Genomic DNA, 26,898 nt, shown 5'->3' on the forward strand with positions numbered 1-26,898 from the left:
TGGCTTTCAGATCAATGTCCAGCTGCGGCAGCGCGCTTTTCGCTTTCAGGCATCTGGTCATGAGCCGTTTCGCCATTTTTGTCGACGATCGGAACAGGCTTGCGCTGCTTTTCGTTGGCGGAATTGGCGATACGGGCGACGTCAGCCTTGGAAAGATATTCGAGCTGTTCGATCAGCACGTCAAAGATCACTTCGTCACGCAGTTGCTTGTTCAGCCCGTCCTTAACCTTCGTCTTGAAAGTGGCTAGATCAAAATTGCTGGTGTCAGCAACGTTGATCAGCTTCTGGCCGACGAGAATGTCGTACAGCGCATTCGTCACCGATTCCTTGAGCGGCACTTCCAGCATCTTGGCCTTCGCCTTGTCGACGGAGAAGGACAGCTTGGTCAGGAAATAGCCTTGCACGGCACCATCGGTGATCACCGGGACGGTAATCAGTTCACCCTGCACATATTCCTGCAATGCGCGGCGTTCAGCTTCCGCACTCGATTCCACCGGCGCCGATGCATGCTGGATCGAAAAATAGACGGATCCGAGCGATACGGCGCAAATCCAGACACCGGTGAAAACGAGCTTCAGCATCAGAAGTCGCCGTAGCGAAACTGCTGTTCGGTGTAGATGCCATCCGCATCGGCTTCCTGCACGGCGGTCTTCAAGAGATCCACCACCGAGCGGCAGGCTTCCATATGCGCGTTCACCTTCTGCGAATTCATCACAAGCTTCGTCTTGATGTGCTGTGTCTGCGAAACGAATGCCGGCGAAATTTCATTCGGCGAAGCGTCGCGATGCAGCATCGTCAGCTCATAAAGGCAACGGCTCTTGCGGGCATTCGACGTCTTCAGGTCGAAGCTCGGGTCGATGCCGATCCGGGTGTTTTCATTGTCGAGGATCATTTCGAGACGCCCCAGCACGTTCTGGATACGCACGTCACTCGATGCTGCAACTTCCATTCTTTGGCTCCCGTTGGCGCGTGCCGCACGCGGGTCTGAGCCCATGGCGTGGTCTGTGCGCGAAACTTCTATGTCAGGTCAGCCCGGCATGTCCGGGATAGCCTCAGGCTTGTTCGTTGTTGTCTGGCGTGCCCATGAAATCGGCGACGGCCTTGCGCTGGTACTCCTGGACCATGCTCAGGGCGACATTGTTGTCATTGCCACCGAGCGATGCATTGACCCGGTCCGGCGCGTCCGACCCGACGATCCGGTCGGTTACCATGCGCTCGGCGATACCCACGCCATCGCCCTGCGCCATGACATTGCCGATCTGCTCGGCCATCATGCTCTTCCACATGTCACCGGCGGTGCCCTTGCCGTAGATCTCTTCGCTCTCGCTAGGCAGCATCGACTTCACGAAATTCTGCAGCACCATGGCCTCGAATTTGCGGTAGCTCTCCGGAATCTTCTTGGCTTCGGCCCGATTGGTGATGTCGCTAAGACTGTTGGTCGGGCTGTCCTGATTGAGGACGGCGACCGTGTTGGCAAAGCCGTTGCCGTTTTCCGCAAGGCTTGTCGCCTGAAAGGCAGCACGATTGGCTTTCAGGCGCGCCTGCGCTTCCTGCACCTCGGCCGGATCGGCGGCGCGCACAACATCCATCACCAGGTCGCTTGGAGGAGAAATGGCCATGCGGTATCCTCTTGGTCACGGAGTCCTTCCAAGCGCATGCATGTGCGCTAGCGATAACCCCATAATTTCAGCGTTTTAAGCGAACGGTCCGGACGCAATCTGCGGCCGCTCCCGAAGCCGCACTATGACCGGTCAACCTTACCGGAAGCTGGTGACTTGCTCATCACATGCTGGTCGACGAGATCGTAGATGGCCTCATCCGCCTCGGCGCGATCTTCGAGAACGCGGGCGTCCTTCATGTTTTCCTCAAGCCGGTCGCCCTTTGCCCGCTCCTTGAGAACACGGGTCTCGTGCCCTTGCTGGATGTCCAGAAGCATCTGGTCCTTAAGGGCAAGACGGCCAAGCTGCGAGGAATAATGTCCTGAAAACATGGCGTGCAACGGGCTGGCGGACCCCATGGCATCGACCACGACATCAATGGTTTCGGCAAGATCGCGGCGTTTCCTGGCGGTTTCGGCCAGATCCCGCTCTGCCATCTGCTCCAGGTGCCGCTGCACGGTGACGAGCCGCTTGAGTTTCTCAGACCGGTTTTTCATCGACGCTAGCCCCCTTGCATCATCGGGCCGAAGCCATCGGCAAACAGCTTCAGCATTGCCGCGATACCCAGATAGAGAAGGAACATGCCGCCCATGATCAGATAGGGCAGCGAGATGAAATAGAGAGGCATCTGGGGCGCCAGCTTGTTGACCATGCCGATCGCCAAGTTGAACAGCAGGCCGTAGATGATGAACGGGCTCGCCAGCCGCAACATGATATAGAAGGTCGTCTCAAGCGCGTTGGTCAGCGTGATCAGCACGCCCTGCGGATCAAAGCCAACGCCGAGCGGCATCACCTTGTAGGAATCCACAATGCTCGCCAGAATGACATGGTGGAAATCCAGCATGAAAAGAACCATCAGGCCGGCAAAGCTGATCAAGTTGGTCAGCTGGTTTTCCGCTGTATCTTCCAGCACGTCCGCCGCCGGGGGAGCGTTGAAGCCGATCATCATCGTGATTACCGTGCCGGCAAACTGAAGTCCGAGGACATAGTATCGGGCGATCAGGCCAATAACGCTGCCGATGACGGTCTCGGTGGCGACGATGTAGATATAGGTATGTCCTTTGCCGGAAATCTGCGGGTAGATCTCGTTCCACATGATCGGCAGGATCGCCATCGAGATGGCCAGCGCGACGAAGATGCGGATCTGCACCGAGACACGCGCCGTCGAAAACCCGGGCATGACCATGATGCAGGCGCCGATCCGGCAGAATGCGGCGAAAAGCGCCAGCACTGTGCCTTCAGGGTCGGTGATCATGAAATCGAGCCGATAATCTTTATCTCGAGGCCCTTGGCGAGCTCGACATGCGAGAGAACCGGCAATGTTGCAAAAAGACGCTCGATGATCATGCGCACATAAGAGCGGGATTCGGGCGAACTTACCAGTACGAACGGCATGCCACGGTCAAGATGTTCACGGATAACCTTGGTTGCCTGCTCGCTGAACTCTTCAAGATGACGCGGATCGATGTCGAACTCGACAATCTCGCCCTTTGCATCGCGCTTCAGTGCCTGGTGGAAAACCATGTCCCATTTGTTGCCGAGACGCAGGACGCGCAACGTTCCATTGTCGGCAAGATCGCCGCACAACTGCTGCGACATACGCACACGAACGTGTTCGACGATCTGCTCGGTCTTCCTGACATGAGGCGCGAGTTCGGCGACCGCTTCGAGGATCAGATGCAGGTTGCGGATCGAGACGCGCTCGGCCAGCAGCAGTTTCAGCACGGCCTGCAGGCCGGAATAGGACATATGCGAGGTACAGATTTCGTCGGCAAGCTTGCGGTATTCCGGGTCCAGCCGCTCGATCAGGATCTTGACGTCCTTGTAGGACAGAAGCTGCGGCAGGTTGTTGCGGATGACTTCGGACAGATGCGTCAGCACCACCGAGACGTTGTCGATCGGGTGGAAACCTTCGCGCTTCAGGTCCTCGGTAAAGGTCTCGAGGATGGAGACCGCCGGCATGCCGAACGCGGGTTCGCGGATTTCGTCTCCCGGGACGCTCGGCTTGCGGCCGCCGCCGGTGACGACGATGACTTCGCCGACGCGCACGGTATTGGATGCGATCGTCGTGCCGTGAATACGGATATGGTAGGCCTTGTCGGGAATACCGATATCGTCGGAAACCTTGATTTCCGGGACAATCAAGCCGTACTGGCCCGCGAATTTGCGGCGCATCTTGCCAACGCGGAACGCTAGTTCCTGGTGTGCGCCGAGGAGGCGCGTTGATACCTGCTTGCCGAGGAGCAATTCGATCTCCGCCGTCTTCAGGACCGACTTGACCGAATCCTTTTCGCTGTCGGTCTTCAGCTGTGCCGTCTGCTGGTCCTGATCACGCTTGAGCTTGTTGGCCGCAGCCAGCTGACGGGGGATAACCCAGCTGAGAAACGCCATTCCGCCGCCAAGAACGGCGAAAGGGAAGAATGGCAGACCTGGCATGAACGCCAGCATGATGATCAGGCCGGACGCCACCATCAGCGCACGCGGGTAGCCGCCGAGCTGGTTGATGACTGCCTGATCGGTGGAACCGGACGTGCCGCCGCGCGAAACGAGCAAGCCTGCGGCGAGTGACACGATCAGGGCCGGGATCTGGGAAACCAGACCATCGCCGACCGACAGCTTGACGAAGACGTCGGCAGCTTCGCCGATCGACATGTCATGGCGAACGTAGCCGATGATGATGCCGCCGAAGACGTTGATGGCGGTGATCAAAAGGCCGGCGATCGCATCGCCGCGCACGAACTTGGACGCACCGTCCATCGAGCCAAAGAAGGAGCTTTCTTCTTCCAGCTCGCGCCGGCGCCGTTGCGCTTCCTTTTCGTCGATCAGGCCGGCTGAAAGGTCGGCGTCGATCGACATCTGCTTGCCGGGAATGGCATCGAGGGTGAACCGCGCGCCGACTTCGGCGATACGCGTTGCACCCTTGGTGATGACGATGAAGTTCACCGTGATCAGGATCAAAAAGACGATCAGGCCGATGACGAAATCGCCACCCATGACCAGTTCGGCAAAACCGGCGATGACACCACCGGCCGCGTCGTGCCCTTCATGACCGTGCGAAAGAATGACGCGCGTCGTCGCAATATTGAGCGCCAGCCGGATCATGGTGGAGATCAGCAGAATGACCGGAAAGGACGAGAAATCCAGCGGCTTCTGGATCCACAGCGAAACCATCAGGATGAGCACGGAGAAAGCGATGGAGAAGGCCAGCCCGATGTCGATCAGAAACGGCGGTATCGGCAGAAAGAGGATCGACAGGATCGCTACGATGCCGAGCGCGAAGCCAATATCACGGCCTTTGGGCGCGACTTTCGGAATGATCAGTGCAGGAGGTTGTGCCATCGGAAATTCCGTCTCTTCATGAGAGGCGGACAGCATTCATACCTGCTGCCCAAACTAAGCAGCAGGCCTAACGCACCAAACTTGCGCGAGGGTGGCATCGATGCTGGAAAGAGAAACCAAATGTGCTTTTCGCAGCGGCCGGCTGATTTCCCGCACGCCGGCGGCTCAGAAGCCAGTTTGAATGCGGGAAAAGACGACGTCGGTGAAGATGGATATCTGCGCGCCCACGAAGGAGGCAGAAAGGGCTACGGTCACCAGAACGGCCAGGATCTTAGGCACGAAGGTCAGGGTCATTTCCTGAACCTGGGTCAGCGCCTGGATGAAGGCGATGACGACGCCGACCACCATGGCGGCAACGACAGCGGGCCCGGAAGCGACGACCACTGTCCAGATCGCCGCTTGCACGATATCGAGGGCATCCGCCTCATTCATTGACGATCACTTTATGGTGACACCCGGGCCCACGACAAGTTCCTTGCCGCTATCAAGCACCGCGATGATTCCATCCGAGTATAGCTTTACTTCCTTGACGACACCAGTCGTCTTGCCGTCGGCGCTGGTCACCGTCTTGCCAATCACCGCGTTGGCTTCGCTGAGCGACGTGCGCTGCAGCAGGCTTTCCAGATTGGTATTGGTCTTGATCGTCTGCTCGACCTGCGAGAAAGTCGCCAACTGGGCAATCTGCTGGGTCGAATCCATTGGCTCTGTCGGATCCTGGTTCTTCATCTGAGCGACGAGCAGCTTCAGGAAGCTGTCATAGTTCAGCGTTGCCTTTGCCTTGTCAGCTCCAGATTCCGTTCCCGATGCCGTGGGTATGTAGCCGTTGGCTGTATTGACGCCGCCTACCGCCATGGTGCGATCTCCTTGCGAATCTGTTCGATCGTTGCCGGGGTGATTTCCTGATTATTCAGGATACTGTCTTCGAGAGCGTAGAGACCGCGGATGGCCTTCAGCGCGTCAAAGGCGCGCCCCTGCGTGACCATGCCATCGACTTTCTTCAACTCCGAGACGACCTCGTCGTTCTTGAAGCAGGTCAGCAGCATGACCACCGACTTGCGGAACATGTTGGTCGACTGCTCGGCGCCTTCAGGGTTGATCAGAATCATCTGGGCGATGAAATAAAGCTGCTTCAGCGGGGTTGTCGCGTCCTCCGGCTGCAGAACGTGGTTTTCAAGCAGGAAGGTCACGTCATTCAGGAATTCGACTGCCACCTTGCGGTCGACGCGCAACACCGCCCCGTTGACAAAAATCCGTTCGCCCGACTTCAGCGAAATTCGCAATGTGCTTTTCATTTGAGTCCATCCCTGATGATGGTTGTGATATCGATAATGCCCTGGAAGTTCGAGGACTCGCGCTTGCGAATCTTTTCCGTCTCACCGAGAATCCAGATGGCTATGGAAATAAGGTTGGCGCGCAATTCGTCATTGAGCTGATTGTCCGAAGCGCGGAGATCCTCGATGAACCGTATCCAGACCCGCCGGGTATAGTAGATCGCCTCGATGGCCTCCCGCGAGTACCCCTTCTGCTGCTTTGCGGCTGTCAGCAGCGCAATCGAGCGGTCGAGCACTTGCCGTTCGCGATCCTTGGAGTCGGCAACGCCATCCTCCATGATCTCGGCGTATGAAAACTGATACATTCAGACATCCTTCATGTTTGTCCTGGTCCTCACCGCATCAGAGGAAATTTATCAAACTCAACTGCTGTAGCCGCGAGGTTAGCGTGTAGGAAGTCTCAAGCTGCGTCTGCAAAGTCTTCAGCATGGTAGAGGCTGCGAAAGTATCGATGCCCTCAAGATCCAGCTGATTGGCTTTGATGATCTTGGTCTGCGCCTCGATCGACGTATTGGCCTTCTTCACGCGCTCCTGTGACAAGCCGAGATTGCTCTGCATACTGATCAGGCCCGTTACGGCGGCGCCCATATATTCAATGGCCTTGTCGGTGACCACGCCGCGAACGTCATCGCTCAAGCCGGCGCTAAGAAGCTCAGTAGACACAATACTGGCCAGGGCAAACTTGCGTGCGCCTTCCGTATTGACGTTCGCCGAACTCTGGATGACTTCGTTGGCGCTGATGCGGCTTGTCATGTTCTGGCTGGACGCGTCGGACCAATCGGCCCATTTGGAGCCCGGTACAGATGGATCCGCATACATCGGCGCCAGTGAGTTTTCGAGGAAGTCGGTCATCTGCGCCTTGGTGAACTGCGTGACCGAGGTCAGAGGCGGCACCTGGGCCGGTTGTGCGGAGATAAAGGTCGATAGGGCCGCATCATAGGACGCCTTCGCATCAGAAGTGGCCGAGTATTCGGTAAAAGGCTGCACGTCGGTGTTGATGCCCGAGAACAGATATTCCCCGTTCAGAGACGTATTGGCAGCCGATGTGAACGTCGACATTGCCGCCTTGTTCTGGTCCTGCGCAATCTTCAGGAGATCGGCAGTGCTGTTACCCCGAAAAGACGTCAGGGAGTTCAGTGTCTTCTGCGCGGCATCCTGCATTGTCTTCAAGGCTTCCTGAGATCCTGAAAGCCTTTGGTTGACGATGGAGTTGGTGCTTTTCAGCGTTGCAAGCCGGTCGAGCTGGGATGAAATATTGACCGACCGCGACGTGGAAGCACCCAAAGCCAGACCGTAGTCGGCATGAACCCCTGTCGAGACTTCGTCATTCAACTTCATCATTTCTACCTGACCGCGTTGGATGGTCAGGCGCATGGCGTTTTGAACTGCCAGATTGGAAACGAAAGACGCTTTCATGATTTTATCCTACAGCTTGCAGAAGGGCCGCCATCATGGCGTCCACTGTACTGACCAATTTTGCTGATGCCTTGTAAGATTGCTCGAGATCGAGCAGCTGCGACAATTCCTCGTCGAGACTGACGCCCGTGACGTTGCTCAATGCATCCTGCGTGCGCGACAGCATGGCCGTCTTGTTGTCATTGGCGGTCGATGCACCGCTGCGCAGTCCTTCCAGCCAGCCGATCGAGGAGGCCGAGAAATCCAGAATACTGCTGGAGCCATCGAGGTCTGTGGCGGGATCGAACGTCATGTCGGTACTGAGCGATGTCAGAAACTTATCCAGAAGCGCCGTGTAGCCCGAGCCACCTGACGTGTTCGACTTGTAGGTGGGACCGTTGAAGCCGCCGTCGCGGACAAGTGCCGGATTGCCCGCCGCAAGTGGATTGATTGCCAACGAAGCTGCCATGCCGGGAATCGCCGGCGGGCTCGAAAGAACGGTTGTGCCCGACCAGGTAAACAGACCCGGCTTTGCCGTCGTGGCCGGTGTGGTATTTTCCTGAAAGAGCGTTACCAGACCGCGCGCGATCTCGTCGAGTTGTGATTGGAATTTGGGAGCGAGTTCGTCCCGCATCTGAAGGAGGCCCGCGAGCTTTCCTGCTCCGGATGTATCGGCTCCGCTGCCGGCCTTGAGCGGTACGCCATCCACATAAATGGCGTTGCCATTGGTCGTCGCGTTGAAGGCAGCCGTTGGTTGAAAGGTAACGGCACGTGGACTGTTTTCAAACAGGACCGTCCCTTCCGACGTAAAGATGACTGTATCGTTATTGGCGCGCGTGACCGTCGAAATGCCGACAATATCGGAAATCTGGCGAAGCAGCTTGTCACGTTGATCCAGCGCGTCGCTCGCATCGACGCCGCTGGCCGTCGCGCCTTTTACTGCGTCGTTGGCTGTTTCAAAATCAGCCAGCAAGCCGTTCAGCTTTTTAACCGAAGCATCGATTTCCTTGTCTGCCTCATGGCGGACATCCTGAACGGACGTAGACGTCTTGTTCAGAGACTTGGCCAGATCCGACGCGCTCGACACGGTTGTCGCGGCGATGGCCGTGTTTCCAGGTGTCGATGCAAACGTCTGCAGGCTATCGCGAAACGCCTTGAGATATTTGGACGGCGAGGTTTCGTAACTATTGCCGCCGAGGGCTGCCTTCACCGTTTCCAGGCCGGTCAAAAGCGCGTCCTGGGCGGAGGATTGCGAAATACTGATGGAATGCTGCCGCATCAGCGCGTCGTTCTGTGCGCGCTGAATGGACACGATCTGCGCGCCATTGCCAGTTGAGCCCAGCATTGCCATGCGGCGTGAATAGTCCGCATTGCTGACGTTGGCGATATTCTTCGAAACGAGTGCCGTTTGGGCCGCCGTGTTGTTGAATATCGTCTGAGCAGTGTTGATGGCTGATGACAGCGACATGACGCAGACCGTACCTTTTCAATTATCGCTTCAGGTTCACAAGAACGTCCAGCAGGTCGGCACCTGTCTGGAAGACCTTCGAGTTTGCCGTGTAGCTACGCTGGGATTCGATCATAGCCGTCAGTTCGTTGGCGATATCGACGTTGGAGCCTTCAAGTGCGCCGGACTGAATGCTGCCGAAGTCGCCGGAGCCGGCAAAACCGGTGATGATGACGCCCGAATCCACGCCCTGCGAATAGACGTTGCCAGACTGCGGAACGAGATTGTCCGGGCTCTGGACGCTGGCAAGCGCCACGCGGTAGCGTGGATCGAGCGTGCCATTCGCGTACTCAACGTACACGACACCAGCCTTGTCAATCTGATAGCCTTTGACCTTGCTCGGCGCACTGCCGTCGATCTTTCCACCATCACCCTGGAAAGCGGCACCGAGTTGTTTGGTATTGCTGAGATCGATCGTCAAAGCGCCGAGATTCGCACCCGTACCAGGAAGCCCGTTCATCGCCGACGTGGTGACCGAGGCAGTAGCAGGCGTCAGATTTCCACTTGCGTCAAAATTCAGTGTCTGCGTACCGACGCGCCCCACGACTGGTGGGCCGGCGCTGTAAGTGGTGCGGTCTCGAACCTCAACCGTCCAAGCATTCGGCCCGGTCTTTTCGTAGACGAAGTCGAGGAGCCGCGAATTGCCTTGGCTATCAAAAACGCTGAGCGACGTCGTGGATTCTTTGCCGACAGGATCAGCCGAGTTAAGGGTCGCACCCATGGTGCCTTTGGTGGAGCCTTTTGCCACCAGACCGTCAGAAGCAAGATTGACCTTCGTCAGACCGTCAAAGCCATTGACGACAACCGTCGGGTCAACACCCGCCTGATATTCATAGCCCATCAGGCTGTAACCGGCCGAATTTACCAGGTTGCCATCGCCATCCGGCGTGAAAGCGCCGGCGCGGGTAAGAAAATTGGAGCCGTCGGTACCTGAAACGATGAAGAAACCGCCGCCATTGATGGCCATATCGGTTTTGTTCGTGGTGTAGGTCGTCGGGCCTTGTTCCGAAATGCTGTAGCGCACGTTGGTTTCGACACCGCCGGAATTGTACGAGCCATTGCTTGTCGGCAGGATCAGCGAGGAGAACTCGGTCGAGGCCCGCTTATAGCCGGTGGTGTTGGCGTTGGCGATGTTTTCGGCGACCGTGCCCAGGCGGTTTGCCTGAGCATTCATGCCGGAACCACCGGTTCTCATCATTCCGTAAAGACTCATGTCCGATCCTCGTTTTCGTCGTTATGGCAAGACTATGGAGTGGGCCTTGCGTGAACCTGTCTTGGGGTGCCGGATGCCGCACATCCGAAACCCCGTCGAAGATCAGCTCCAGTCGATGCAGTAGCCAAGGAAACGCTTGGAATCGATCGGGTCGAAACCGAGCCGCTTGCGCAGCTTCTTGCGCAGCTTGCTGATATGGCTTTCAACGACGTTTTCTTCGACGTCCTCATCGAAAATGCCGTAAATGGCATTGAAAATCTGAGACTTGGAAACGCGGCGTCCGCGATTGGAGACCAGGTATTCGAGAATGCGGCGCTCGCGGCGCGGCAAGGCAAAAACCTCACCCTGGACTTCCGGATCCCGGCCGTCCGAAAACACCCGGATCGGCCCGATGTCGGTAAAATTCACCAGTGCCTTCAGGCGCCGGCGGATTGCTGCCGCACGTGCCAGGATTTCGCGGGGGTGAACCGGCTTGCGCACAACGTCATCGACGCCACAGTCGAAGAACGCCAATGTCGTCTCCAACGATGGGCTGTCGCTGATTGCGATGACTGGGGCCGTGGAACGGTCCCGGATAGCACGCGGAAGGCTCATGGCCTTTTCGCCCTGGCCGATCAGGAACGCCTCGACCGCATCGATATCGCTATCGGCCGCCTTTGAAACCCAATCGCCGAACTCGCTGGGGTCGAACCCCTGAGAGGGTACGCCCTCTCGCCCGAACAGTGAAGTATATCCGTCTTTCACGAGCTCACGCTCATCAACCACTACGATCATTCGTCCGCCTCCGAATCAGTATGGTGCCTCTATGGTTAAGAGATACGAATCGGGGGATTCATGAACAACTATGGGAACTTACTGGCTGAAATTAATACTAGATTAAGATTTGTGTACCGATTTGATCTACATCTAGTGGGCTCGCGCGGATTTGGCACTAAAATTCATGTGGAAACGTTAACGTCATGTTAAGAAAACGCTTGGGTCATTTTTCTAACGCAATCTTGCCGCATTCGTCTGACGCGAATTAAAGATTTTTATTATTCATCTTAAAGTTGAATTATTGACAGAAGTTAGACGCATTCGGCGTCCATTTCCCGTAGCCCGTCGCCACCAGATTGGAGATCACCCGGCAAACATATTTCTTCTGGGCGGGGTCATTGTTGGGCCCGGCATGGTAGCGGGCGACGGCCATTGTCCAGGTTTCATGCCGGGCGTGAAGATTTGACAGGAAGCGAGCTGCATATTCGACATTCTTTCGCGGGTCGAGCATCTCGTTGGGTGAAGAAAAATTCTCGCCGTGGAAGTAATAATTGATCTGCATGCAACCAAGGTCGATCAGCTTGGCGCCTTGCGCCCGCGCCGCACTGAAGCGTTGCAACACCGCATCGGCACTGCTTTCAAAATAAGCTTTGCCTTCAATATTCATTGCAAATGGCTGGAGCGATCCCTTGCGGCCGGTTTCCGTCAAGCCAACGGAATAGAGAATTCCTGCCGGGATCTGGTACTTTGCCGCCGCCGCTGTGATCTCGCTTTCGCACACGCCGGGGCTCGCCTGTGCACTACATATAGACGTCACCAGTGCGGTTAAGCTCAGCACCAGAAGACGCATCGCCTGTACCGCCATTGCCTGTCCACCTTTCGCGGCCCTGTTCCTGGGCTCCATTGTCGTTGCGCTGGCCCTTAGCACCGTCTCCTGCCGTCTCACGGCCCTGCTGGCCTGCCTGAGGCTGTGCCTGCTGCTGGTTGCTGCCGCCAGACGAGTCCGAGGCGTTAAAGACGATATTGACCTGATCGATGGCGAAGCCTTGTGCCCGCAAAGCCTTGACCATGGCGCTCTGATCGTCGCTCAACTGCCGGAAGGCATCGCCGGTCTCAACCTTGATTTCGACCTGCAACTCATCGTCCTTGAGACGCAAGGTCGCCGTAACCATGCCGAGATCAATGGGGTGCATCTGAATCTTCAGCGTATTGAGAACCTTGCCGGCCGCGGCATCACCCGGCGAGGCCGGTGCTGCAGCGCCAGACTGGAGCGTCCGCGCCCATTCCGGGTTGCTGGCGATCTGGCTGGTGACTGCCGCCGCATTACTGGAGGGAGCAAGACCGAGATAGCGGCGCGCTTCCAGTACGGTCACGGCTTCTGCCTTGGCCGATACTGCGGCTGTGTCGTTCTTGATGACAGTCTTGTCTCCGTCGGAACCAACGTTCATGGACACAGCCTGACCTTTGCCATCGGCACGGGCGAAGCGGAAGACCTGATCGGACCCTGCCTCCGTGGCATTCTTAACCGCATTTGCATCGCCGGCCTCATGCGCACCGGCTTTGCCTGTGGTTGCATCCTTGGCAGCGGCCTTGGCTTTCCCGGCCCGCTCGGCAAGCACCTGGAGTTCAGACATCACCGGGGCAGTTTCCTTGGTAGATGCCTGATTTGCTGCAGCCGGAGTTTGCGCTGCGTCAAGCAAATTCAACAACTGGCTGACATCAGCAGAGGTCGCATCGCCTGAAGGATTTGGCGCCAAAGTATCGTCAGGCGTTTCCGTTGCGCCGCTGCCCTTCGTAAGGTCCGCCTTTGCCCCCTTCAGGAGGCCGGCCACCTTCTCGCCCAGCGGTGCATCAATGGCTTTACCACCATCTGCGGTTGCGCCGTCAATGCTGGCGAAGCCGGGTAGTCCGCCTTTGCCGTCGGTGCGCTTCAAAGTGAATTTCTGCGCTAAATCGCTGCCCACCGGCCCATGTTCGCCATCCTGTCCCGGGATCGACTTGGCCAGCGTGCGTAGAGCCGGATTGGAAGAACTTTCGAATGTGGACTTCATGAAACCTTCTTCCGAAGCAACCCCGTGCCGCGAGGAGCCCTGGCCAGTTTCGGCCTCTGCCATCTTCGCGTTCTGTAAAGCGGCCTGGTCGGACGCGGCGCTGTCTTCCGCACCGGTTTTTCCGCTGATTGAGATGGCTGGCTGCTTCTTCCTACCGGCGTCGGCGAAAGCGTTTTCGAAAGCAGACCGTTGACCGGCGGCGTCCACGTCCTGGCCATGGGCAGCAGACTTTGAACCGGATCGCACCGATCGCGCCGGGCTCGTGGCCAGCATATTATCATCTACGAACGTCATTTTGTGTCTTCCTCCTTCAGGAGAGAATCGATCTCGTCGAGCTTCGAGCGGCCTGTGCTCAGAAACGCGTCGTGGACCGGATCGGCCGGGCTCTCCGCTGACAAAGCCGTCTGTTGCGGCTCGGCCGGTTGCGCGGCCTTCACGGCCGCGTCGGACGCCGGTACTGCAAATGGACTTTCTCCGCTGCCTGTACCGGCCACATCCTCTTCCAAACTGATTTCGGATTTTACATTAGAAACAGTTGCTTGCGTCAGGCTTTCCGGTTCGGGTGCCCGCAACACTTCTTCCGCGATGACGGTTGCCGCCTGGCGCAACGCCTGGTCCCGTGGCGAAAGCTCCGCGTCGGGAATGGAACTGATATTTTTGACCGCCTCCAGAATGCCCTTGGAAGATACCCCAGCAAGCCCGGAATACAGGCTCGCCAACGCCCTCGGTTCCGCATCTGCGACATCCGACAGGTCCTCGGCACGTGCAGAGGCGAGCGTCGCGAGTTCCTGCATACCGCCGATCGCAGCGCGCCGGGCAATGCGCAGATTAACCTCGCGTTGCCGCGGCTTGTCCATGAAGCCGAGAATCTCCTGAATCTTGGCTTCCGTCTGCTCACCATAATTGGCCACAGCCAGCTCGACGAAAACATCCGCAAACTGGCTGGCATAAGGAGAAGTCAGGAAGCGCCGGGCATAGGATAGGGAATAGGCAAACCCCTTGTCCGGCATGGCCCCCTTTGTCGCAAGTGAGATCGAGCGCCGCAAGGCTGCTTCCTCGATATTGGTCCCGGGAGCCGTCAGCCGCGCCCAATCATAATATTGAAGTGATTTGGCAGGGCTCTGTTGCGCCGTCGCGTTGCCCAGGACTAGGTAGAGGTATGGACCGACACGGGAATTGCGGTATTCAGCGATGGCCTTTGCCAGGTTTTCCACCATCAGCCCGCCCTTGCCAGCAAGGTAATGGCTCAACGCATCGACGACACGCGTATCGAAATTGCCTTCGATATCGTGGTTGGCAAGATAGGTCAGCGTTTCGGGATTGCCGCCGCTCATCGCATAAATGAACGCCGCATCGACGTTGCGGGGGTCATCGAAGACCGAGGGATCTGCATCCCGCAGACGCTTGTCGATGGCAGCCAGCATGAAGCGTTGCATCTCGGACGCCGAATGATCACCGAGAACGATCGCATCCTGGATATTTTGCAGGGACCGCAGCATCTTGTAGGGCGGCAGGTCCTCCTGGTCCTGCGCACGAACCTCCATCGCGGGAACCACCCCGAAGGCACATGCGCAGAGAAGGAGGGTGCGGATCGCCTTCAACATTGTCATCCACCGTGATCTGTCTGAATCAGAATTTCGATACGGCGGTTGGCAGGCGCCATCGGATCTTTCGTATCCTGCAGACGCTTGTCGGCAAAGCCGCTGATCTGGCTAACGCGGTTCTCGGCGAGGCCGCCGCGGATCAGCATGTAATAGGCGCTCTGGGCACGATCGGAGGACAGCCGCCAATTGTCATAGGCGCCCTTTTTGAACGGCCGTCCGTCCGTATGGCCGCGAATAGCGATGGCGCCGCTGCGGGCCGAAAGCAGCTTGCCGATCTTTTCCATGGCAATCACCATGTCCTTTTCCGGAACTGCCGAACCAAGCCCAAACATCGGCGTGTCTGCCTGCTCGCTGATGGTCACCAGCAGCCCGCCTTCGGTCGGCGTTACCAGCAAGCCTTCAGCGAGTTTGCCGGCAGACCCGCCAATTTCCTTCTCGATCTCGGCCTTCAGGGATTTGGCAGCATCTTCGTCTGACTTTACGGGTGCAGTCTTATCGCTGGCGGCCTCGTCGGGTGCAGGTTTGTCGACTGCAGTCTTGTCTGCCGGAGACTTCATTGCGACTTCGGATTGATTATCGGCAGTAATAGCCTTTTCCTTGGAAGCGTCTTCCGGACCATTTCCGGCCTTCCCCTCAAGGCTATCGCCACCTTTTTCGGCGTTCTGCAACTCGACCTGCTTCGTCCAGAAATCCGGATCGAACGGATCGCGATAGGCTTCGCCGCCGTCCGCGCCCGTGGCAGGACCGGATGTCGATGCACCACCGTCGCCCTTGGCGCTGATATTGGCATTGCGGCCGACCTCGTTGACGATTTCGGACATCACTGAATACGGATTCTCGAAGAAGTCAGCGTCGGAATACTGGGTTTCCTCACCCGATGTCGCGGTCAGGTCGTCGCCGCTTTTCGCCGATCCGCCCGTCTTCGTCTCTGTGCCGTCGACCTTGGACTTCATCTGGTCTTCTTCACCCTTGGCATCCTTGGCCGGCTGCTTGACGCCCTTTTCGGACGGCTTTGCATCGGTCAGCTGCACAGGGTTGAAATAGGAGGCCAATGCCGCCTTCGTCTGCGGATTGGCCGCGTTGATCAGCCACATGACGAGGAAGAACGCCATCATCGCGGTCATGAAATCGGCATAGGCGATCTTCCAGGCACCGCCGTGATGGCCCTCGTGACCCCCGCTGTGACGTTTGATGATGATGATTTCGTTTTTGCCGTGGTGGTGGCCTTCGTTTTCGCTCATGCCAGCACCTTGCCAACGGTATCGGCCCATGCGGCCATTCGTGTCACCAGGATCGAGTCCCCGAACTCCACCGTCAGGTCGATGTCGGCCGTTTCCTGATGACGGAAAATCAGTGTTTCATCATCGAGATGACGCTTCAGCGCCTCAAAAAGCCCGAGCGGACCCTTGACCGTGATCTTCGCACCTTCGCCGGCGCCGATGGAATGCGTGATCATCCGGGCAAGATCGCCAATGGATTTCTGCAGCAGCACATCGTCCATCACAGGCGCCAGAACCCGCGCCGTCTGATCGGCGAGCATGGTTGCCAGTTGTGACCCCATGTCGGAATAACGGTCGTAGATCATGGCAGCGATTTCGTTTTCGCAGCTAACGCGCATGGCCTCAAGCTCTGCCGCATGGCGCGCGTTCAAGGCGGCAATCTCGTTCGTATGCAAACCCTGCTGTTCAGCCTCTGCCTCCGCGCGCCCTTGCGCAAACGCATCGCGGCGTTCTGCTTCAACATCGATTACCGGCTGAGCCTGTTGCTTCATCGCGAAAGTACCGTTGGCCGGAAAATCGTCGTCCAAATCCGGGAAATATCGCGGCGGGACCAGGGACAAATCGACCTTCGGCGCACTGAAATCCTTGAGATAGCGGGAGATGGAAGCGCTCATCGGCGTCCTCCCATGGCACAGATTATCGCCACGCCCAAGCTTGCCGCCTGTTCGGTTGCAGACAGCATGGGGCTAACAAGCCTGAAAACATAAGACTGTGACACTTCCGGAATGTCTCCTTTGGGCCTTGCGGAGCGGGAGGACCGCATGACCCGAACATTTTCAATCCGTATTGGTTTGCGCCGGGAAAACCCGCGGCACAGACCGCATACAACGGCAGCACAACATTCATGTTGACCGGCAACCGGGACGAGGATGGCTGCGGTTGGAGACTATCCGGCCAAACTTGTGCGAAAATGTAGGTCGGAGGCATATCGTCTCTCGCTGATAAGCTTTCGCCCGGCGAGCCGATATGAGGTGTTGGACCGCGCTTGGGCAATGAGCGCGGTCCAACCGTTTCCACCAAACCGATGACCGGCGGGATGATGGAAGAAGACTTCGCAGCCCCGAAACGAGGCGGCGAAAGATGCTGCCAGGACCGGTTTCATGCCCTCCGGTCCGGCGTATCGATTACTGCTGGAACAGGCGCAGGATGTTTTCGGAGTTGGTATTGGCGATCGAGAGCGCCTGGATACCAAGCTGCTGTTGCGTCTGCAGTGCCTTGAGGCGTGTCGATTCTTCGTTCATATCGGCGTCCACCAAGCGGCCAACCCCCTTGTCGATCACATCCATGAGGTTGGCGACGAAGTTTTCCTGCATGTCGATACGGCTGGTGATGGCGCCGAGCGTCGAGGCTGCATCCGTCAGTCCACTAAAGATAGCATCGACGGCGCTGATCATGCCTTCGATATCGTCATAGCTTGTGGTCGACGTCAGCCCGACAAGTTTCGAGCCTGTTGGCGCGGTGCCGTCAGCGACCGCCAGCAGGTGGTAGCTGGCTGTTGTGGTCGTTGCGCCACTCGGCTGGGTAACGGCAACCGCCTTGGTCAACTGGCCGAGCGAAGCGCTTTTGGTATCGATCAGAATCGATGCGGCTGTGTTGTAGTCGAGTGTCGAGACCGACACAGTGCCGTTTGTCGATCGGTTGAAGGATGAGACAATCGACTTGGTGCCTGCCGGCGTCGTGCTGTCGTTGTAGAGCCAGTTCTCGCCCGAGAACGAAGCGGATTCAGCGGCCGAGGCCAGCTGGTTCTTCAGTTCGGCCAGTTCCTTGTTGATCTTCGTCTTGTCGACGCCCGGTTCGCGCGCAGCAACGAGCTTTGCCTTGATCTCGGATACGACGTCGATTGCGGAACTCAGACCGGCATAGGATGTATCGACCTTCGCCGCACCCAGTCCGAGCGCGTCCTGAACGGTCGACAAAGCTGCGTTATCCGAACGCATGGTGGTCGCGATCGACCAGTACGCAGCGTTGTCGGCTGCGGTTTCGACACGGTATCCGGACGAAATGCGGTTCTGCACTTCTTCCATGTTCGAATTGATCGAACGCAATGTCTGGAGAGCCGCCATAGCGGCGGAATTGGTCAAAATGCTGGTCATGGTCATTGCCCCAGTTCGAAATTAAACGGAACATTCCGGATTGATAACCGGCAGCGACGGGACCAGCGTCATGCAAACTGCTCCATGTTTAGCCCAGGAACAGCCTATCGCTCTTAACGAACACTTAACTATCAGATAGTTAACAAATCGTTAAGGGCATTAGCAAGTCAGTAATCAAAATGAAGGAAAATAAACTTCAATTGCCAAATCCTTAACATCGCAAGGCAGCGCAGAAACGGAAAACCGCGCCCCTTGCGGGACGCGGTTCTATTGAAAGTCTGGCGGGGCAGCGTTGAAGGCTGCCCGCCAGCGCTATCCTTTTCCCTGGTCCTATTAACGGAAGAGCGAGAGGATGTTTTCCGAGTTGGAGTTGGCGATCGAAAGAGCCTGGATGCCGAGCTGTTGCTGCGTCTGCAGAGCCTTGAGGCGGGTCGACTCTTCGTTCATGTCGGCGTCAACGAGGCGGCCGACACCCTTGTCGATCACATCCATCAGGTCGGCCATGAAGTCGTCCTGCATCGAGATGCGCTTGTTGGTGGCACCCAGCGTTGCCGCTGCATCCGTCAGGTTCAACAGCATCTTGTCGACGGCGCTGATCATGCCTTCGATGTTGTCATCGGTGGTCGTTGTGGTCAGCTCGATTGTGGTCGAGGTGGTCGAAGCCGTCGTGCCGGCAGCAACGAGCAGGTTGTAGGTTGCAGTCGTCGTCGTCGTGCCGCTTGGCTGCGTGACGCTGATGCCCTTGGTCAGCTGGCCATTGGCAGCCGTCTTAGTATCGATCAGAACCGACGTCGAAGCGTCGAAGGAGAGAACGCCGACCGAAACGGTGCCGGAAGCGGAACGGGTGAACGAGCCAACCATTTCCTTGGTGCCGATTGCAGTTGTCGTATCGTTGTAGAGCCAGTTTTCACCGGAGAAGGAAGCCGACTGTGCGGTCGAAGCCAGCTGGTTCTTGAGTTCGGTGATTTCCTTGTTGATCTTCGACTTATCAACGCCCGGTTCGCGAGCAGCGACCAGTTTGGCCTTGATTTCCGAGATAACGTCGATGGCGTTGGTCAGACCGGTATAGGCGGTGTCCGTCTTGGCAGCGCCGAGACCGAGGGCGTCCTGAACAGTCGAAAGAGCCTTGTTGTCCGACTTCATGGTCGTTGCGATCGACCAGTAGGCGGCGTTATCGGCAGCGGTTTCGACGCGCAGGCCGGAGGAGACGCGGCCCTGGGTCGTTTCCATGCCAGCGTTGATCGAACGCAGGGTGGAGAGTGCTGCCATTGCAGCCGAATTGGTGAGAATGCTCGTCATAGTAAACTGCCCCTTTTGAACAGGTGAAATGGAAGGGACATTCCGGTCGTTACCGGGGAAACAGCGGCCAGCTTCATGCCTGCTAACGCGTTAAATTTCTTGGTTAACCCGCTGTTTCGATGGCCATAGAAAACACCAACATGGTTAAGGAAAACCTAAAGGTTTGGATATTTTTTGGAGAAAGAGAAAATCTTCCCAAAAGAAAAAACCGCACCTCTTTCGAGATGCGGTTTTCTGTAGGTCGCGGGACCGGCCGTTTGGGGGGGATGGCCGGGCCGCGCCGTTTTCGATTAACGGAACAGCGACAGGATGTTCTGCGAGTCCGAGTTGGCGATCGAGAGAGCCTGGATGCCGAGCTGCTGCTGTGTCTGCAGAGCCTTGAGGCGGGTCGACTCTTCGTTCATGTCAGCGTCAACGAGGCGGCCGACACCCTTGTCGATCACATCCATAAGGTCGGCCATGAAGTCGTCCTGCATCGAGATGCGCTTGTTGGTGGCGCCGAGCGTTGCAGCCGAGTCCGTAAGGTTCGTCAGCATCTTGTCGACGGCGCTGATCATGCCTTCGATGTTGTCATCGGTGGTCGTCGATGTCAGCTCGATTGTGGTCGAGGTGGTCGAAGCCGTCGTGCCGGCAGCGACGATCAGGTTGTAGGTTGCAGTCGTCGTCGTCGTGCCGCTTGGCTGCGTGACAGCGATACCCTTGGTCAGCTGGCCGTTGGCAGCTGTCTTGGTGTCGATCAGAACCGAAGTCGAAGCGTCGAAGGAGAGAACGCCGACCGAAACCGTGCCGGAAGCGGAACGGGTGAACGAGCCAACCATTTCCTTGGTGCCGACTGCAGTTGTCGTGTCGTTGTAGAGCCAGTTTTCACCGGAGAAGGAAGCCGAAGTTGCCGTCGAAACCAGCTGGTTCTTGAGCTCGGTGATTTCCTTGTTGATCTTGGTCTTGTCAACGCCCGGTTCGCGAGCAGCGACCAGCTTGGCCTTGATTTCGGAGACAACGTCGATGGCGGCGTTCAGACCGGTGTAGGCGGTATCCGTCTTGGCAGCGCCGAGACCGAGAGCGTCCTGAACAGTCGAAAGAGCCTTGTTGTCCGAACGCATGGTCGTTGCGATCGACCAATAGGCAGAATTGTCAGAAGCGTTGCCAACCTTCAGGCCCGAAGAGATACGACCCTGGGTCGTTTCCATGTCCGAGCTGATGGAGCGCAGCGTCGAGAGTGCTGCCATTGCAGAAGAGTTTGTCAGGATGCTTGTCATTGGGGTTGTCCCTCTAGTTACAAAATACAAGATTGGGGACATACCGGACTAAAATACTTACCGGTGATAACGGCTCGGCATCATGCCACTCGGCTCCTGTTAGTCAGGAAATCCAAATCCGTTATGTGAGGGTAATGTCGCAGAGAAATGTTGCCATATGTTTAAGTGCGGCGCGAATATGCGTACGGCACCAGGCGCCTCAGCGCGTGGCCGAGGTTACAGAGATTTTATAATTATATATATAATTCAATTATTTGGCTGTTTCTGCGCAAGGAACGTCCGGTCTAAAAAGAGACGATCCGTTAACCAAGCGGGCGAGATCAGTTGAAAGATCGCACAAGGCTGCCAACAAGCAGGTTCCAGCCGTCGATGAGAACGAAAAACAGGATCTTGAACGGCAGCGATATGGAGGTAGGCGGCAGCATCATCATGCCCATCGCCATGGTAATGGTGGCGACGATCAGATCGATCACCAGAAACGGCAGCATGATCAGGAAGCCGATCTCGAATCCGCGCCTGATCTCCGAAATCATGAAGGCCGGCACGACAGCACGCAGATCGACCCTGTCGCCGACGACGACAGTCTGTCCCTTCTCCTTGGCGATGTCGATGAACAGCTGCAGGTCCTTATCGCGGGTATTGGCGAGCATGAACTCCCGGAACGGTTCGGCGATGCGCGTCATCGCCTCCGTTTCATTGATCTGGTTCTCCAGGAGTGGATTGACGCCGTTCTGCCAGGCGCGGTCAAAAGTCGGGGCCATGACGTAGAAGGTCATGAACAGTGCCAGACTGACCATGATCATGTTCGACGGCGTCGTGGCAAGACCCATGCCCGTGCGCAGGATCGCGAACGCGATGACGAAGCGGGGAAAGCTCGTCACCATGATGAGAATGCCAGGGGCTACCGACAGAACGGTCAGCAGACCGAATGTGCGGATGATCCAGGAAGCGACCGAGCCGTCGATAGGCGTGTTGAGGATATCAGCGGGAAAGCCTTGCGCTCCCGCGATACCCGACATCGCCAACATGGCGGCTATGAATGCGATAGTCCGGATCATGAGCGAATCATTGAATAACAAATGTCCTGAAGATGACATTGGTTACGCGCCCTTCGGAGCGCAGGTCAACCCGTTCCTCGATGTCATCCTTCAGATACTGGAATCCGCGCGGTCCTTGTATCTGTTGCAGCGACACCGTTTTGAGATAGGCAGCAATGTCCTGATGGATCTGTTCGGCCATCACCACATCGGGCGCGCCCTTGAAAAGCAGGGCAACTTCAAGCCGGATCCAGTTTTCAGTGGGATAGGAAAGGTTGGTGGTGATCGCATCCAGCTGAACGACGCCATTGGCTTCGGTGGCGATTTTCGGCAACCCTTCGTCCTTTTTCGAAGCCTCGCCCTCGGGTTTCTGGCCGGCTTTTTTCAAGGCGATTGCGGCCTTGGCTTCCTCGACGATCTTGGCCTCCTCGGTGCTGAGCGGTTTGGGCGCCAGCATGCCGCCAATCAACCAGCCGCCGCCGCCCGCGATCAAGGTCAGGACCGCGAGCGCTGCGATCATGATAACCGGCGATGATTTCTTCGGGCCGGCATTGGCGAGATCGGCTTCTTCCATCTTCAAAATCCATCAAGAGTTGGCCGCTTGTGCGACGCGGTCGAGCCGTCAGATCGGCGAAACGATATCCATCACCTGCTGACCCCATGGCGGCTGCTGCACCTCGGTCAGGCGGCCGCGCCCACCATAGGAGATGCGCGCTTCGGCGATTTTCTCGTAAGAGATCATGTTCTTCGCATCGACGTCGTAGGGCCGGACGATACCCGCGACATTGAGAATGCGGATTTCATGGTTGACCCGGACCTCCTGGGAACCGCTGATCAACAGGTTGCCGTTTTCAAGCACCCCGGTGACGACGGCGGCGACGAGAAGGACCAACTTTTCGGAGCGCTCGGTCGTACCCTCGCCCTTGGACTTGGTGTTCGAGCCGTAGTCCAGCCCGCCCTTCCAGCCGAAATCGCTCGATTCCGATTGGCCGTTCGCGCCAATCTTGAACCCGCTGTCGTTGGTCCGGCTGCGGTCCGTCTTGTTGTCGAACGATGCCTTGTCGTCGATACGGATATCGACGGTCAGGATATCGCCGACTTTCAGCGCGCGGGCATCCTTGAATAGGGCTGACTGGTTGTCGCTCCAGAGCGAATAGCCGTTCATGACCTGGCGCGGTTCCTTCGGATACATCGCCATCTGCGGCGTCTGCGCATATTGCAGGCCGCTGCCGATCGGGCTCATGGCCGGTGCCCGGCCAATTTCGTTGAATGTCTGGTTCTGGCAGCCCGAAAGCAGGCTGGCGGCGAGAAGAACCGAAATCGGATATCTCATGACGGTTCCTTCGATGTGTCCGGGTCTGTGGCGCTGGAGATGACGTTGGTGACAACCGCTGCCTTCTCATTGCTCATTTCGCTGAGAATCAAGCTCGACTGGCGCGGCGGAAGCTGCATGAGGATCGCCGCTGCGACGCCGGGATTGACGAGCTCCAGCTTGGCCGCCGCCGCATCCGCCTTCATTGTCTTGTAGATTCCCACCAGACCGATCTGGGCTTGCTTGAGAAAATCGTTGCGGCGCTTCAGCCAGTCCTCGTATTCGGAGCGGCGCTTCTCGAGCGTCACGATGCGTTCGTCGATATCGAACTGCAGCCTCTCGAGGTCTTTCTTTTGCAGGAGGTAACGCTGGTCCCTGGCCGCGTCGGCGATATTGGTGCAGAACTGCTGGATTTCGCCGCCATTGGCCGGGATACCAACTGCAGGTGCTGCAACTTCCTGCGCGAAGGCGCCGGGCATCGCCAGCATGGTGCAGCCGGCAGCGATCAGCATCAGGCGGCGGCTCAGGCTTTTTGATGTGCCGGGAAGATTGTGTGCAATCATTGCAGGACGAGCTCCGCCTGGAGGGCACCAGCTGTCTTGATGCCCTGGAGAATGGAAATGATGCCGTCGGGTTTGACGCCGATGCTGTTGAGACCGGCAACAAGCGAGCGCAGGTTCGAACCGTTGAGGATCGCCACCGTACCGCCCTCTTCGAACGCCTGGATCGTCGTATTCGGCTCGATCTCGGTGCGGCCGCGCGAGAATGGCTCCGGCTGCACGACGGTCGGGGTCTCGGTGACCTGCACCGTCAATGTGCCGTAGCTGACCGCCACCTGCGCTATGCGCACATCCTGCCCGATGACGATCGTGCCCGTTCGCTCGTTGATAACAACACGCGCTGGAACATCGGTCTCGACGACAAGGTTTTCGATATCGGCCATTAGACGGGAAAGATCAGCCATTTTCGGCTTGTCGATAACGACCGACTGCGAATCCCGTGCTTCCGCCAGGCTGCCGCCGAACTGGTTCTTGCCATAGTTATTGATCGCTGCAGCCATGCCGACAGCTGTCGAGAAGTCCGGGTTGCGCAATTGCAGCACCAGATTGAAACCATCCTTGAACTTGGCCGGCAACTCGCGCTCGATAATGGCGCCGTTAGGGACGCGGCCAGATGTCGTCACACCCTGTGTTACGGATGCAGCATCACCCTGCGCGCTGAAACCGGTCACGACGACAGACCCTTGAGCCACTGCATAGATCTGCCCGTCAGCACCCGAAAGCGATGTCATGACCAGCGTGCCACCCCGAAGCGAGGTGGAATCGCCAAGCGATCCGACAGTCACATCAATACGGCTGCCGGGGCTCGCAAAAGGAGGAAGATTGGCCGTGACCAGAACTGCGGCGATATTCTTCGACCGGGATTCGTTGTCCTGCGTCGAAATGCCGAGATTCTGCAGCATGGCGCGCAGTGATTGAGCCGTGAACGGTGCGGAGCGCAGGCTGTCGCCAGTTCCCTGGAGGCCTACTACCAGGCCATAGCCGATCAGCTGGTTTTCCCGGCCGGCCTGCAATGATGCGATGTCCTTGATGCGCGACGCGGCCCCGGCAGGCACGATCACCATGGAAAGGACGGCGACGAGTGCCAGGCACAATTTGCCGATACGAAAGATCATTTTGCCACCACGTGAATTGTACCATCGTCCATCACCGTTCCGGAAACGATGATGCCGGAATCGGTGTTGCGCACGCGGATCAGGTCACCGACCGCGGCGTTTTCCAGCGGCGCACCGCCGGCTGTGATCGTCAGGGGGCCATTGCTGAAGACGATCCGGACCGCCTTGCCACGCTCAACCGCATAGGGTTCCCGCAAAGCGGAAACGAGAATGACGCGCCCTTGAAGCAGAGTGCGGCTGGTCACCTTGCCGGTAACCTGCTCCGCCGAGGTCGCGTAGTCGCCCGTAAGAGCAGGATTGGTCACCTCGACCTCTTCCAAACGGCTGGCATCGATAACTTCGCCCGGATAGATCGTCTGGGTCGGAATGATGGCCATGCGTTTTTCCGCGCGCGCGGCGTCTGCCGACATCAGGCCGGCACAAATGGCCCCGGTGACGGCCAGCGCCCGCAGAAGGAAACTTCCGCGAGTAGCAGCCGTCATCACGAACGATGCATTGGCAATCCGGCGAAACGTCATGTTTGCCATTCCCCTCTTTTATCTCAGGTTCTTACTGACCGTCGCAGCCATTTCATCGGCGGCCTGGATGATCTTGGAGTTCATTTCGTAAGCGCGCTGGGCGGAGATCAGGTCGGTGATTTCCTTGACCGGATCGACGTTCGACGCCTCAAGATATTTCTGCTTGATCTGCGCGTAGCCAGGATCTGCCGGGGTACCGATCACCGCTTCACCGGAGGCCGGCGTCTGCTTGAAGAGGTTGTCACCCTGCGGCTCGAGGCCTGCCTCGTTGACGAAGTTGGCAATGGTGAGCTGGCCGAGAACGGTCGGGGTCGTATCGTTGCCGACGCGAACCGAGACCTCGCCGGACGCGCTGACCGTGATCTGGCTGGCATTCTGCGGCACGGTGATTGCAGGAACGACCGTGTAACCGTCGATCGTGACGAGCTGGCCGTCGGCATTGGTGTTGAAGGCGCCGGCGCGCGTGTAAGCCGTTTCGCCATCCGGTGTCTCGATCTGGAACCAGCCACGTCCGATCAGTGCCATGTCGAGGTCGTTGCCGGTGCTGACCAGACTTCCCTGAATATGCAGGTTGCGAACAGCGGAGGTCTGCACGCCAAGACCGATCATGGCGCCTTCCGGCACGATCGCCTGGTTGGCGCGGTTCGGCACGCCCTGGGCGCGTTCGGTCTGGTAGAGAAGGTCGGAGAACTCCGCCCGCGCACGCTTGTAGCCGGTTGTATTGATGTTCGCGATGTTGTTCGCGATCACTTCCAGGTTCAGCTGCTGGGCGTTCATGCCTGTCGCGGCGATCGAAAGAGCCTTCATTACATTTTTCCTTTAGATCGGCATACGTGCGATTTCGAGATAGGCGCTGACCACCTTGTCGCGGATGGCGATGGCGGTTTGCAGTGACTGCTCGGCATTCATGACGGAATCGATAACTTCGCGGGTATTGGCTTCACCGCGGATACCCTGGATCGAGTTGACTTCCGACTGCTTGAGGCTGTTGGTCATTTCGGTCGCCATGCTGCCCATGACTTCGGCAAAGCTCTGCGACTTTCCGGCTGCGGCCGCGCCGCCGAGGATGCTCTGGGCGGACGAGGCGCTCGACGTCGAAGTCACGTCTTTGACCGTCGAGATGGCCGCGCTGATGGTTTTGATTGCGTCGATCATTATTGCGAAGCCCTCAGGAGGTCGATGGTTGCAGAAATCAGGTCGCGTGCCTGCTTCGTGGTCTGGAGATTGGCTTCGTAGGAGCGATTGGCTTCCCGCATGTCGGCCATTTCGATCAGCACGTTGACGTTGGGCAGCTTGACCATGCCCTTGCCATCGGCGGCCGGGTTGCCCGGATCGAACTCGACGGAGAAGTCGGAATCGTCAGTTCCAAGGCGCTGAACCTCGACGGTGGAGGCCCCGCTGGCCCGGTCGACTTCCGCGGCGAAACTGACTGTTTTGCGGCGGTAGGGATCGGTGCCGGGCGCGTCGCCGGTCGAGCGGGCATTGGCGATGTTTTCCGAAACGATGCGCAGACGCGTCGATTCCGCTTCGAGACCGGAGGCCGAAACCTTGAGAGCTGAAACCAGAGGATCCAT

The 26,898-nt window shown here is 57.8% G+C and carries 31 protein-coding genes; all 31 read right to left on the reverse strand.

Going from position 1 to position 26,898, the window contains the following annotated elements; genetic code table 11:
• Nucleotides 1-11: 11 nt before the first annotated feature.
• Nucleotides 12-581 (reverse strand): hypothetical protein, encoded by a 570-nt coding sequence (locus ACP7E0_RS06380; protein ID WP_426123731.1) that lies wholly within the window; start codon nucleotides 579-581, stop codon nucleotides 12-14.
• A complete protein-coding gene (locus tag ACP7E0_RS06385; protein ID WP_426123732.1) occupies nucleotides 581-949 on the reverse strand; it encodes a hypothetical protein in 369 nt (122 codons plus the stop codon). The genes ACP7E0_RS06380 and ACP7E0_RS06385 overlap by 1 nt, the downstream gene beginning before the upstream one ends.
• A 103-nt stretch (nucleotides 950-1,052) precedes the next feature.
• Nucleotides 1,053-1,619, reverse strand: a complete 567-nt coding sequence (locus ACP7E0_RS06390) for a rod-binding protein (protein ID WP_426123734.1) — start codon at nucleotides 1,617-1,619, stop codon at nucleotides 1,053-1,055.
• 122 nt (nucleotides 1,620-1,741) lie between these two features.
• Nucleotides 1,742-2,155 carry a hypothetical protein gene (locus ACP7E0_RS06395; RefSeq protein WP_113312458.1) on the reverse strand — a complete coding sequence of 138 codons (414 nt, stop codon included), beginning with the start codon at nucleotides 2,153-2,155 and terminating at the stop codon, nucleotides 1,742-1,744.
• A gap of 5 nt (nucleotides 2,156-2,160) precedes the next feature.
• Nucleotides 2,161-2,913, reverse strand: a complete 753-nt coding sequence (gene fliR / locus ACP7E0_RS06400) for a flagellar biosynthetic protein FliR (RefSeq protein WP_426123735.1) — start codon at nucleotides 2,911-2,913, stop codon at nucleotides 2,161-2,163.
• Nucleotides 2,910-4,997, reverse strand: a complete 2,088-nt coding sequence (gene flhA, locus ACP7E0_RS06405; protein ID WP_426123736.1) for a flagellar biosynthesis protein FlhA — start codon at nucleotides 4,995-4,997, stop codon at nucleotides 2,910-2,912. Before flhA ends, fliR begins: the two co-directional genes overlap by 4 nt.
• A 165-nt stretch (nucleotides 4,998-5,162) precedes the next feature.
• Nucleotides 5,163-5,429, reverse strand: coding sequence for a flagellar biosynthesis protein FliQ (gene fliQ, locus ACP7E0_RS06410; RefSeq protein WP_113312445.1), 267 nt, complete (start codon nucleotides 5,427-5,429; stop codon nucleotides 5,163-5,165).
• Between the two features lie 6 nt (nucleotides 5,430-5,435).
• On the reverse strand, nucleotides 5,436-5,849 hold the full coding sequence (gene flgD, locus ACP7E0_RS06415; protein WP_426123738.1) for a flagellar hook assembly protein FlgD: 414 nt from the start codon (nucleotides 5,847-5,849) through the stop codon (nucleotides 5,436-5,438).
• Nucleotides 5,840-6,289: a flagellar biosynthesis repressor FlbT gene (flbT, locus tag ACP7E0_RS06420; protein WP_426123739.1), complete on the reverse strand. Its 450-nt coding sequence runs from the start codon at nucleotides 6,287-6,289 to the stop codon at nucleotides 5,840-5,842. Before flbT ends, flgD begins: the two co-directional genes overlap by 10 nt.
• Nucleotides 6,286-6,633 carry a flagellar biosynthesis regulator FlaF gene (gene flaF / locus ACP7E0_RS06425; protein WP_113312442.1) on the reverse strand — a complete coding sequence of 116 codons (348 nt, stop codon included), beginning with the start codon at nucleotides 6,631-6,633 and terminating at the stop codon, nucleotides 6,286-6,288. Before flaF ends, flbT begins: the two co-directional genes overlap by 4 nt.
• Before the next feature lie 37 nt (nucleotides 6,634-6,670).
• Nucleotides 6,671-7,744 carry a flagellar hook-associated family protein gene (locus ACP7E0_RS06430; RefSeq protein WP_426123740.1) on the reverse strand — a complete coding sequence of 358 codons (1,074 nt, stop codon included), beginning with the start codon at nucleotides 7,742-7,744 and terminating at the stop codon, nucleotides 6,671-6,673.
• A 4-nt stretch (nucleotides 7,745-7,748) separates the two neighbouring features.
• Nucleotides 7,749-9,191 (reverse strand): flagellar hook-associated protein FlgK, encoded by a 1,443-nt coding sequence (gene flgK / locus ACP7E0_RS06435; RefSeq protein ID WP_426123742.1) that lies wholly within the window; start codon nucleotides 9,189-9,191, stop codon nucleotides 7,749-7,751.
• A gap of 22 nt (nucleotides 9,192-9,213) precedes the next feature.
• A complete protein-coding gene (locus tag ACP7E0_RS06440; protein ID WP_426123743.1) occupies nucleotides 9,214-10,443 on the reverse strand; it encodes a flagellar hook protein FlgE in 1,230 nt (409 codons plus the stop codon).
• A 102-nt stretch (nucleotides 10,444-10,545) separates the two neighbouring features.
• Nucleotides 10,546-11,217 carry a transcriptional activator Rem gene (rem, locus tag ACP7E0_RS06445; protein WP_060636008.1) on the reverse strand — a complete coding sequence of 224 codons (672 nt, stop codon included), beginning with the start codon at nucleotides 11,215-11,217 and terminating at the stop codon, nucleotides 10,546-10,548.
• Between the two features lie 280 nt (nucleotides 11,218-11,497).
• Nucleotides 11,498-12,049 (reverse strand): lytic transglycosylase domain-containing protein, encoded by a 552-nt coding sequence (locus ACP7E0_RS06450; protein ID WP_162745029.1) that lies wholly within the window; start codon nucleotides 12,047-12,049, stop codon nucleotides 11,498-11,500.
• On the reverse strand, nucleotides 12,000-13,544 hold the full coding sequence (locus ACP7E0_RS06455; RefSeq protein ID WP_426123744.1) for a flagellar hook-length control protein FliK: 1,545 nt from the start codon (nucleotides 13,542-13,544) through the stop codon (nucleotides 12,000-12,002). Before ACP7E0_RS06455 ends, ACP7E0_RS06450 begins: the two co-directional genes overlap by 50 nt.
• On the reverse strand, nucleotides 13,541-14,854 hold the full coding sequence (gene motC / locus ACP7E0_RS06460) for a chemotaxis protein MotC (RefSeq protein WP_426124114.1): 1,314 nt from the start codon (nucleotides 14,852-14,854) through the stop codon (nucleotides 13,541-13,543). Before motC ends, ACP7E0_RS06455 begins: the two co-directional genes overlap by 4 nt.
• Before the next feature lie 2 nt (nucleotides 14,855-14,856).
• Nucleotides 14,857-16,095, reverse strand: coding sequence for a MotB family protein (locus ACP7E0_RS06465; protein ID WP_426123746.1), 1,239 nt, complete (start codon nucleotides 16,093-16,095; stop codon nucleotides 14,857-14,859).
• The gene (locus tag ACP7E0_RS06470; protein WP_426123747.1) at nucleotides 16,092-16,748 is read right to left on the reverse strand and encodes a hypothetical protein; all 657 of its coding nucleotides are present in this window, start codon (nucleotides 16,746-16,748) and stop codon (nucleotides 16,092-16,094) included. The genes ACP7E0_RS06465 and ACP7E0_RS06470 overlap by 4 nt, the downstream gene beginning before the upstream one ends.
• 510 nt (nucleotides 16,749-17,258) lie before the next feature.
• Complete coding sequence (locus ACP7E0_RS06475) at nucleotides 17,259-18,227, reverse strand: flagellin (protein WP_426123749.1); 969 nt, start codon at nucleotides 18,225-18,227, stop codon at nucleotides 17,259-17,261.
• A gap of 333 nt (nucleotides 18,228-18,560) precedes the next feature.
• The gene (locus tag ACP7E0_RS06480) at nucleotides 18,561-19,526 is read right to left on the reverse strand and encodes a flagellin (RefSeq protein ID WP_426123750.1); all 966 of its coding nucleotides are present in this window, start codon (nucleotides 19,524-19,526) and stop codon (nucleotides 18,561-18,563) included.
• 290 nt (nucleotides 19,527-19,816) lie between these two features.
• Nucleotides 19,817-20,782: a flagellin gene (locus ACP7E0_RS06485; RefSeq protein ID WP_426123752.1), complete on the reverse strand. Its 966-nt coding sequence runs from the start codon at nucleotides 20,780-20,782 to the stop codon at nucleotides 19,817-19,819.
• Between the two features lie 320 nt (nucleotides 20,783-21,102).
• Nucleotides 21,103-21,840, reverse strand: coding sequence for a flagellar type III secretion system pore protein FliP (fliP, locus tag ACP7E0_RS06490; RefSeq protein WP_113312432.1), 738 nt, complete (start codon nucleotides 21,838-21,840; stop codon nucleotides 21,103-21,105).
• Between the two features lie 7 nt (nucleotides 21,841-21,847).
• Nucleotides 21,848-22,393, reverse strand: a complete 546-nt coding sequence (locus ACP7E0_RS06495) for a flagellar basal body-associated FliL family protein (RefSeq protein WP_426123753.1) — start codon at nucleotides 22,391-22,393, stop codon at nucleotides 21,848-21,850.
• 48 nt (nucleotides 22,394-22,441) lie between these two features.
• Nucleotides 22,442-23,152 carry a flagellar basal body L-ring protein FlgH gene (gene flgH, locus ACP7E0_RS06500; RefSeq protein WP_426123754.1) on the reverse strand — a complete coding sequence of 237 codons (711 nt, stop codon included), beginning with the start codon at nucleotides 23,150-23,152 and terminating at the stop codon, nucleotides 22,442-22,444.
• On the reverse strand, nucleotides 23,149-23,694 hold the full coding sequence (locus tag ACP7E0_RS06505; RefSeq protein WP_426123756.1) for a MotE family protein: 546 nt from the start codon (nucleotides 23,692-23,694) through the stop codon (nucleotides 23,149-23,151). Before ACP7E0_RS06505 ends, flgH begins: the two co-directional genes overlap by 4 nt.
• Entirely contained in the window at nucleotides 23,691-24,755 is a 1,065-nt protein-coding gene (locus tag ACP7E0_RS06510; RefSeq protein WP_426124115.1) for a flagellar basal body P-ring protein FlgI, read from the reverse strand. The genes ACP7E0_RS06505 and ACP7E0_RS06510 overlap by 4 nt, the downstream gene beginning before the upstream one ends.
• A 47-nt stretch (nucleotides 24,756-24,802) precedes the next feature.
• Complete coding sequence (gene flgA / locus ACP7E0_RS06515) at nucleotides 24,803-25,324, reverse strand: flagellar basal body P-ring formation chaperone FlgA (RefSeq protein WP_426123757.1); 522 nt, start codon at nucleotides 25,322-25,324, stop codon at nucleotides 24,803-24,805.
• A gap of 18 nt (nucleotides 25,325-25,342) precedes the next feature.
• Nucleotides 25,343-26,131, reverse strand: a complete 789-nt coding sequence (flgG, locus tag ACP7E0_RS06520; protein ID WP_426123758.1) for a flagellar basal-body rod protein FlgG — start codon at nucleotides 26,129-26,131, stop codon at nucleotides 25,343-25,345.
• 12 nt (nucleotides 26,132-26,143) lie between these two features.
• On the reverse strand, nucleotides 26,144-26,479 hold the full coding sequence (locus ACP7E0_RS06525; protein WP_113312425.1) for a flagellar hook-basal body complex protein FliE: 336 nt from the start codon (nucleotides 26,477-26,479) through the stop codon (nucleotides 26,144-26,146).
• A complete protein-coding gene (gene flgC, locus ACP7E0_RS06530) occupies nucleotides 26,479-26,898 on the reverse strand; it encodes a flagellar basal body rod protein FlgC (protein ID WP_426123760.1) in 420 nt (139 codons plus the stop codon). The genes ACP7E0_RS06525 and flgC overlap by 1 nt, the downstream gene beginning before the upstream one ends.

The sequence above is a fragment of the Pararhizobium sp. PWRC1-1 genome, from assembly GCF_049897905.1.
Classification (GTDB): domain Bacteria; phylum Pseudomonadota; class Alphaproteobacteria; order Rhizobiales; family Rhizobiaceae; genus Pararhizobium.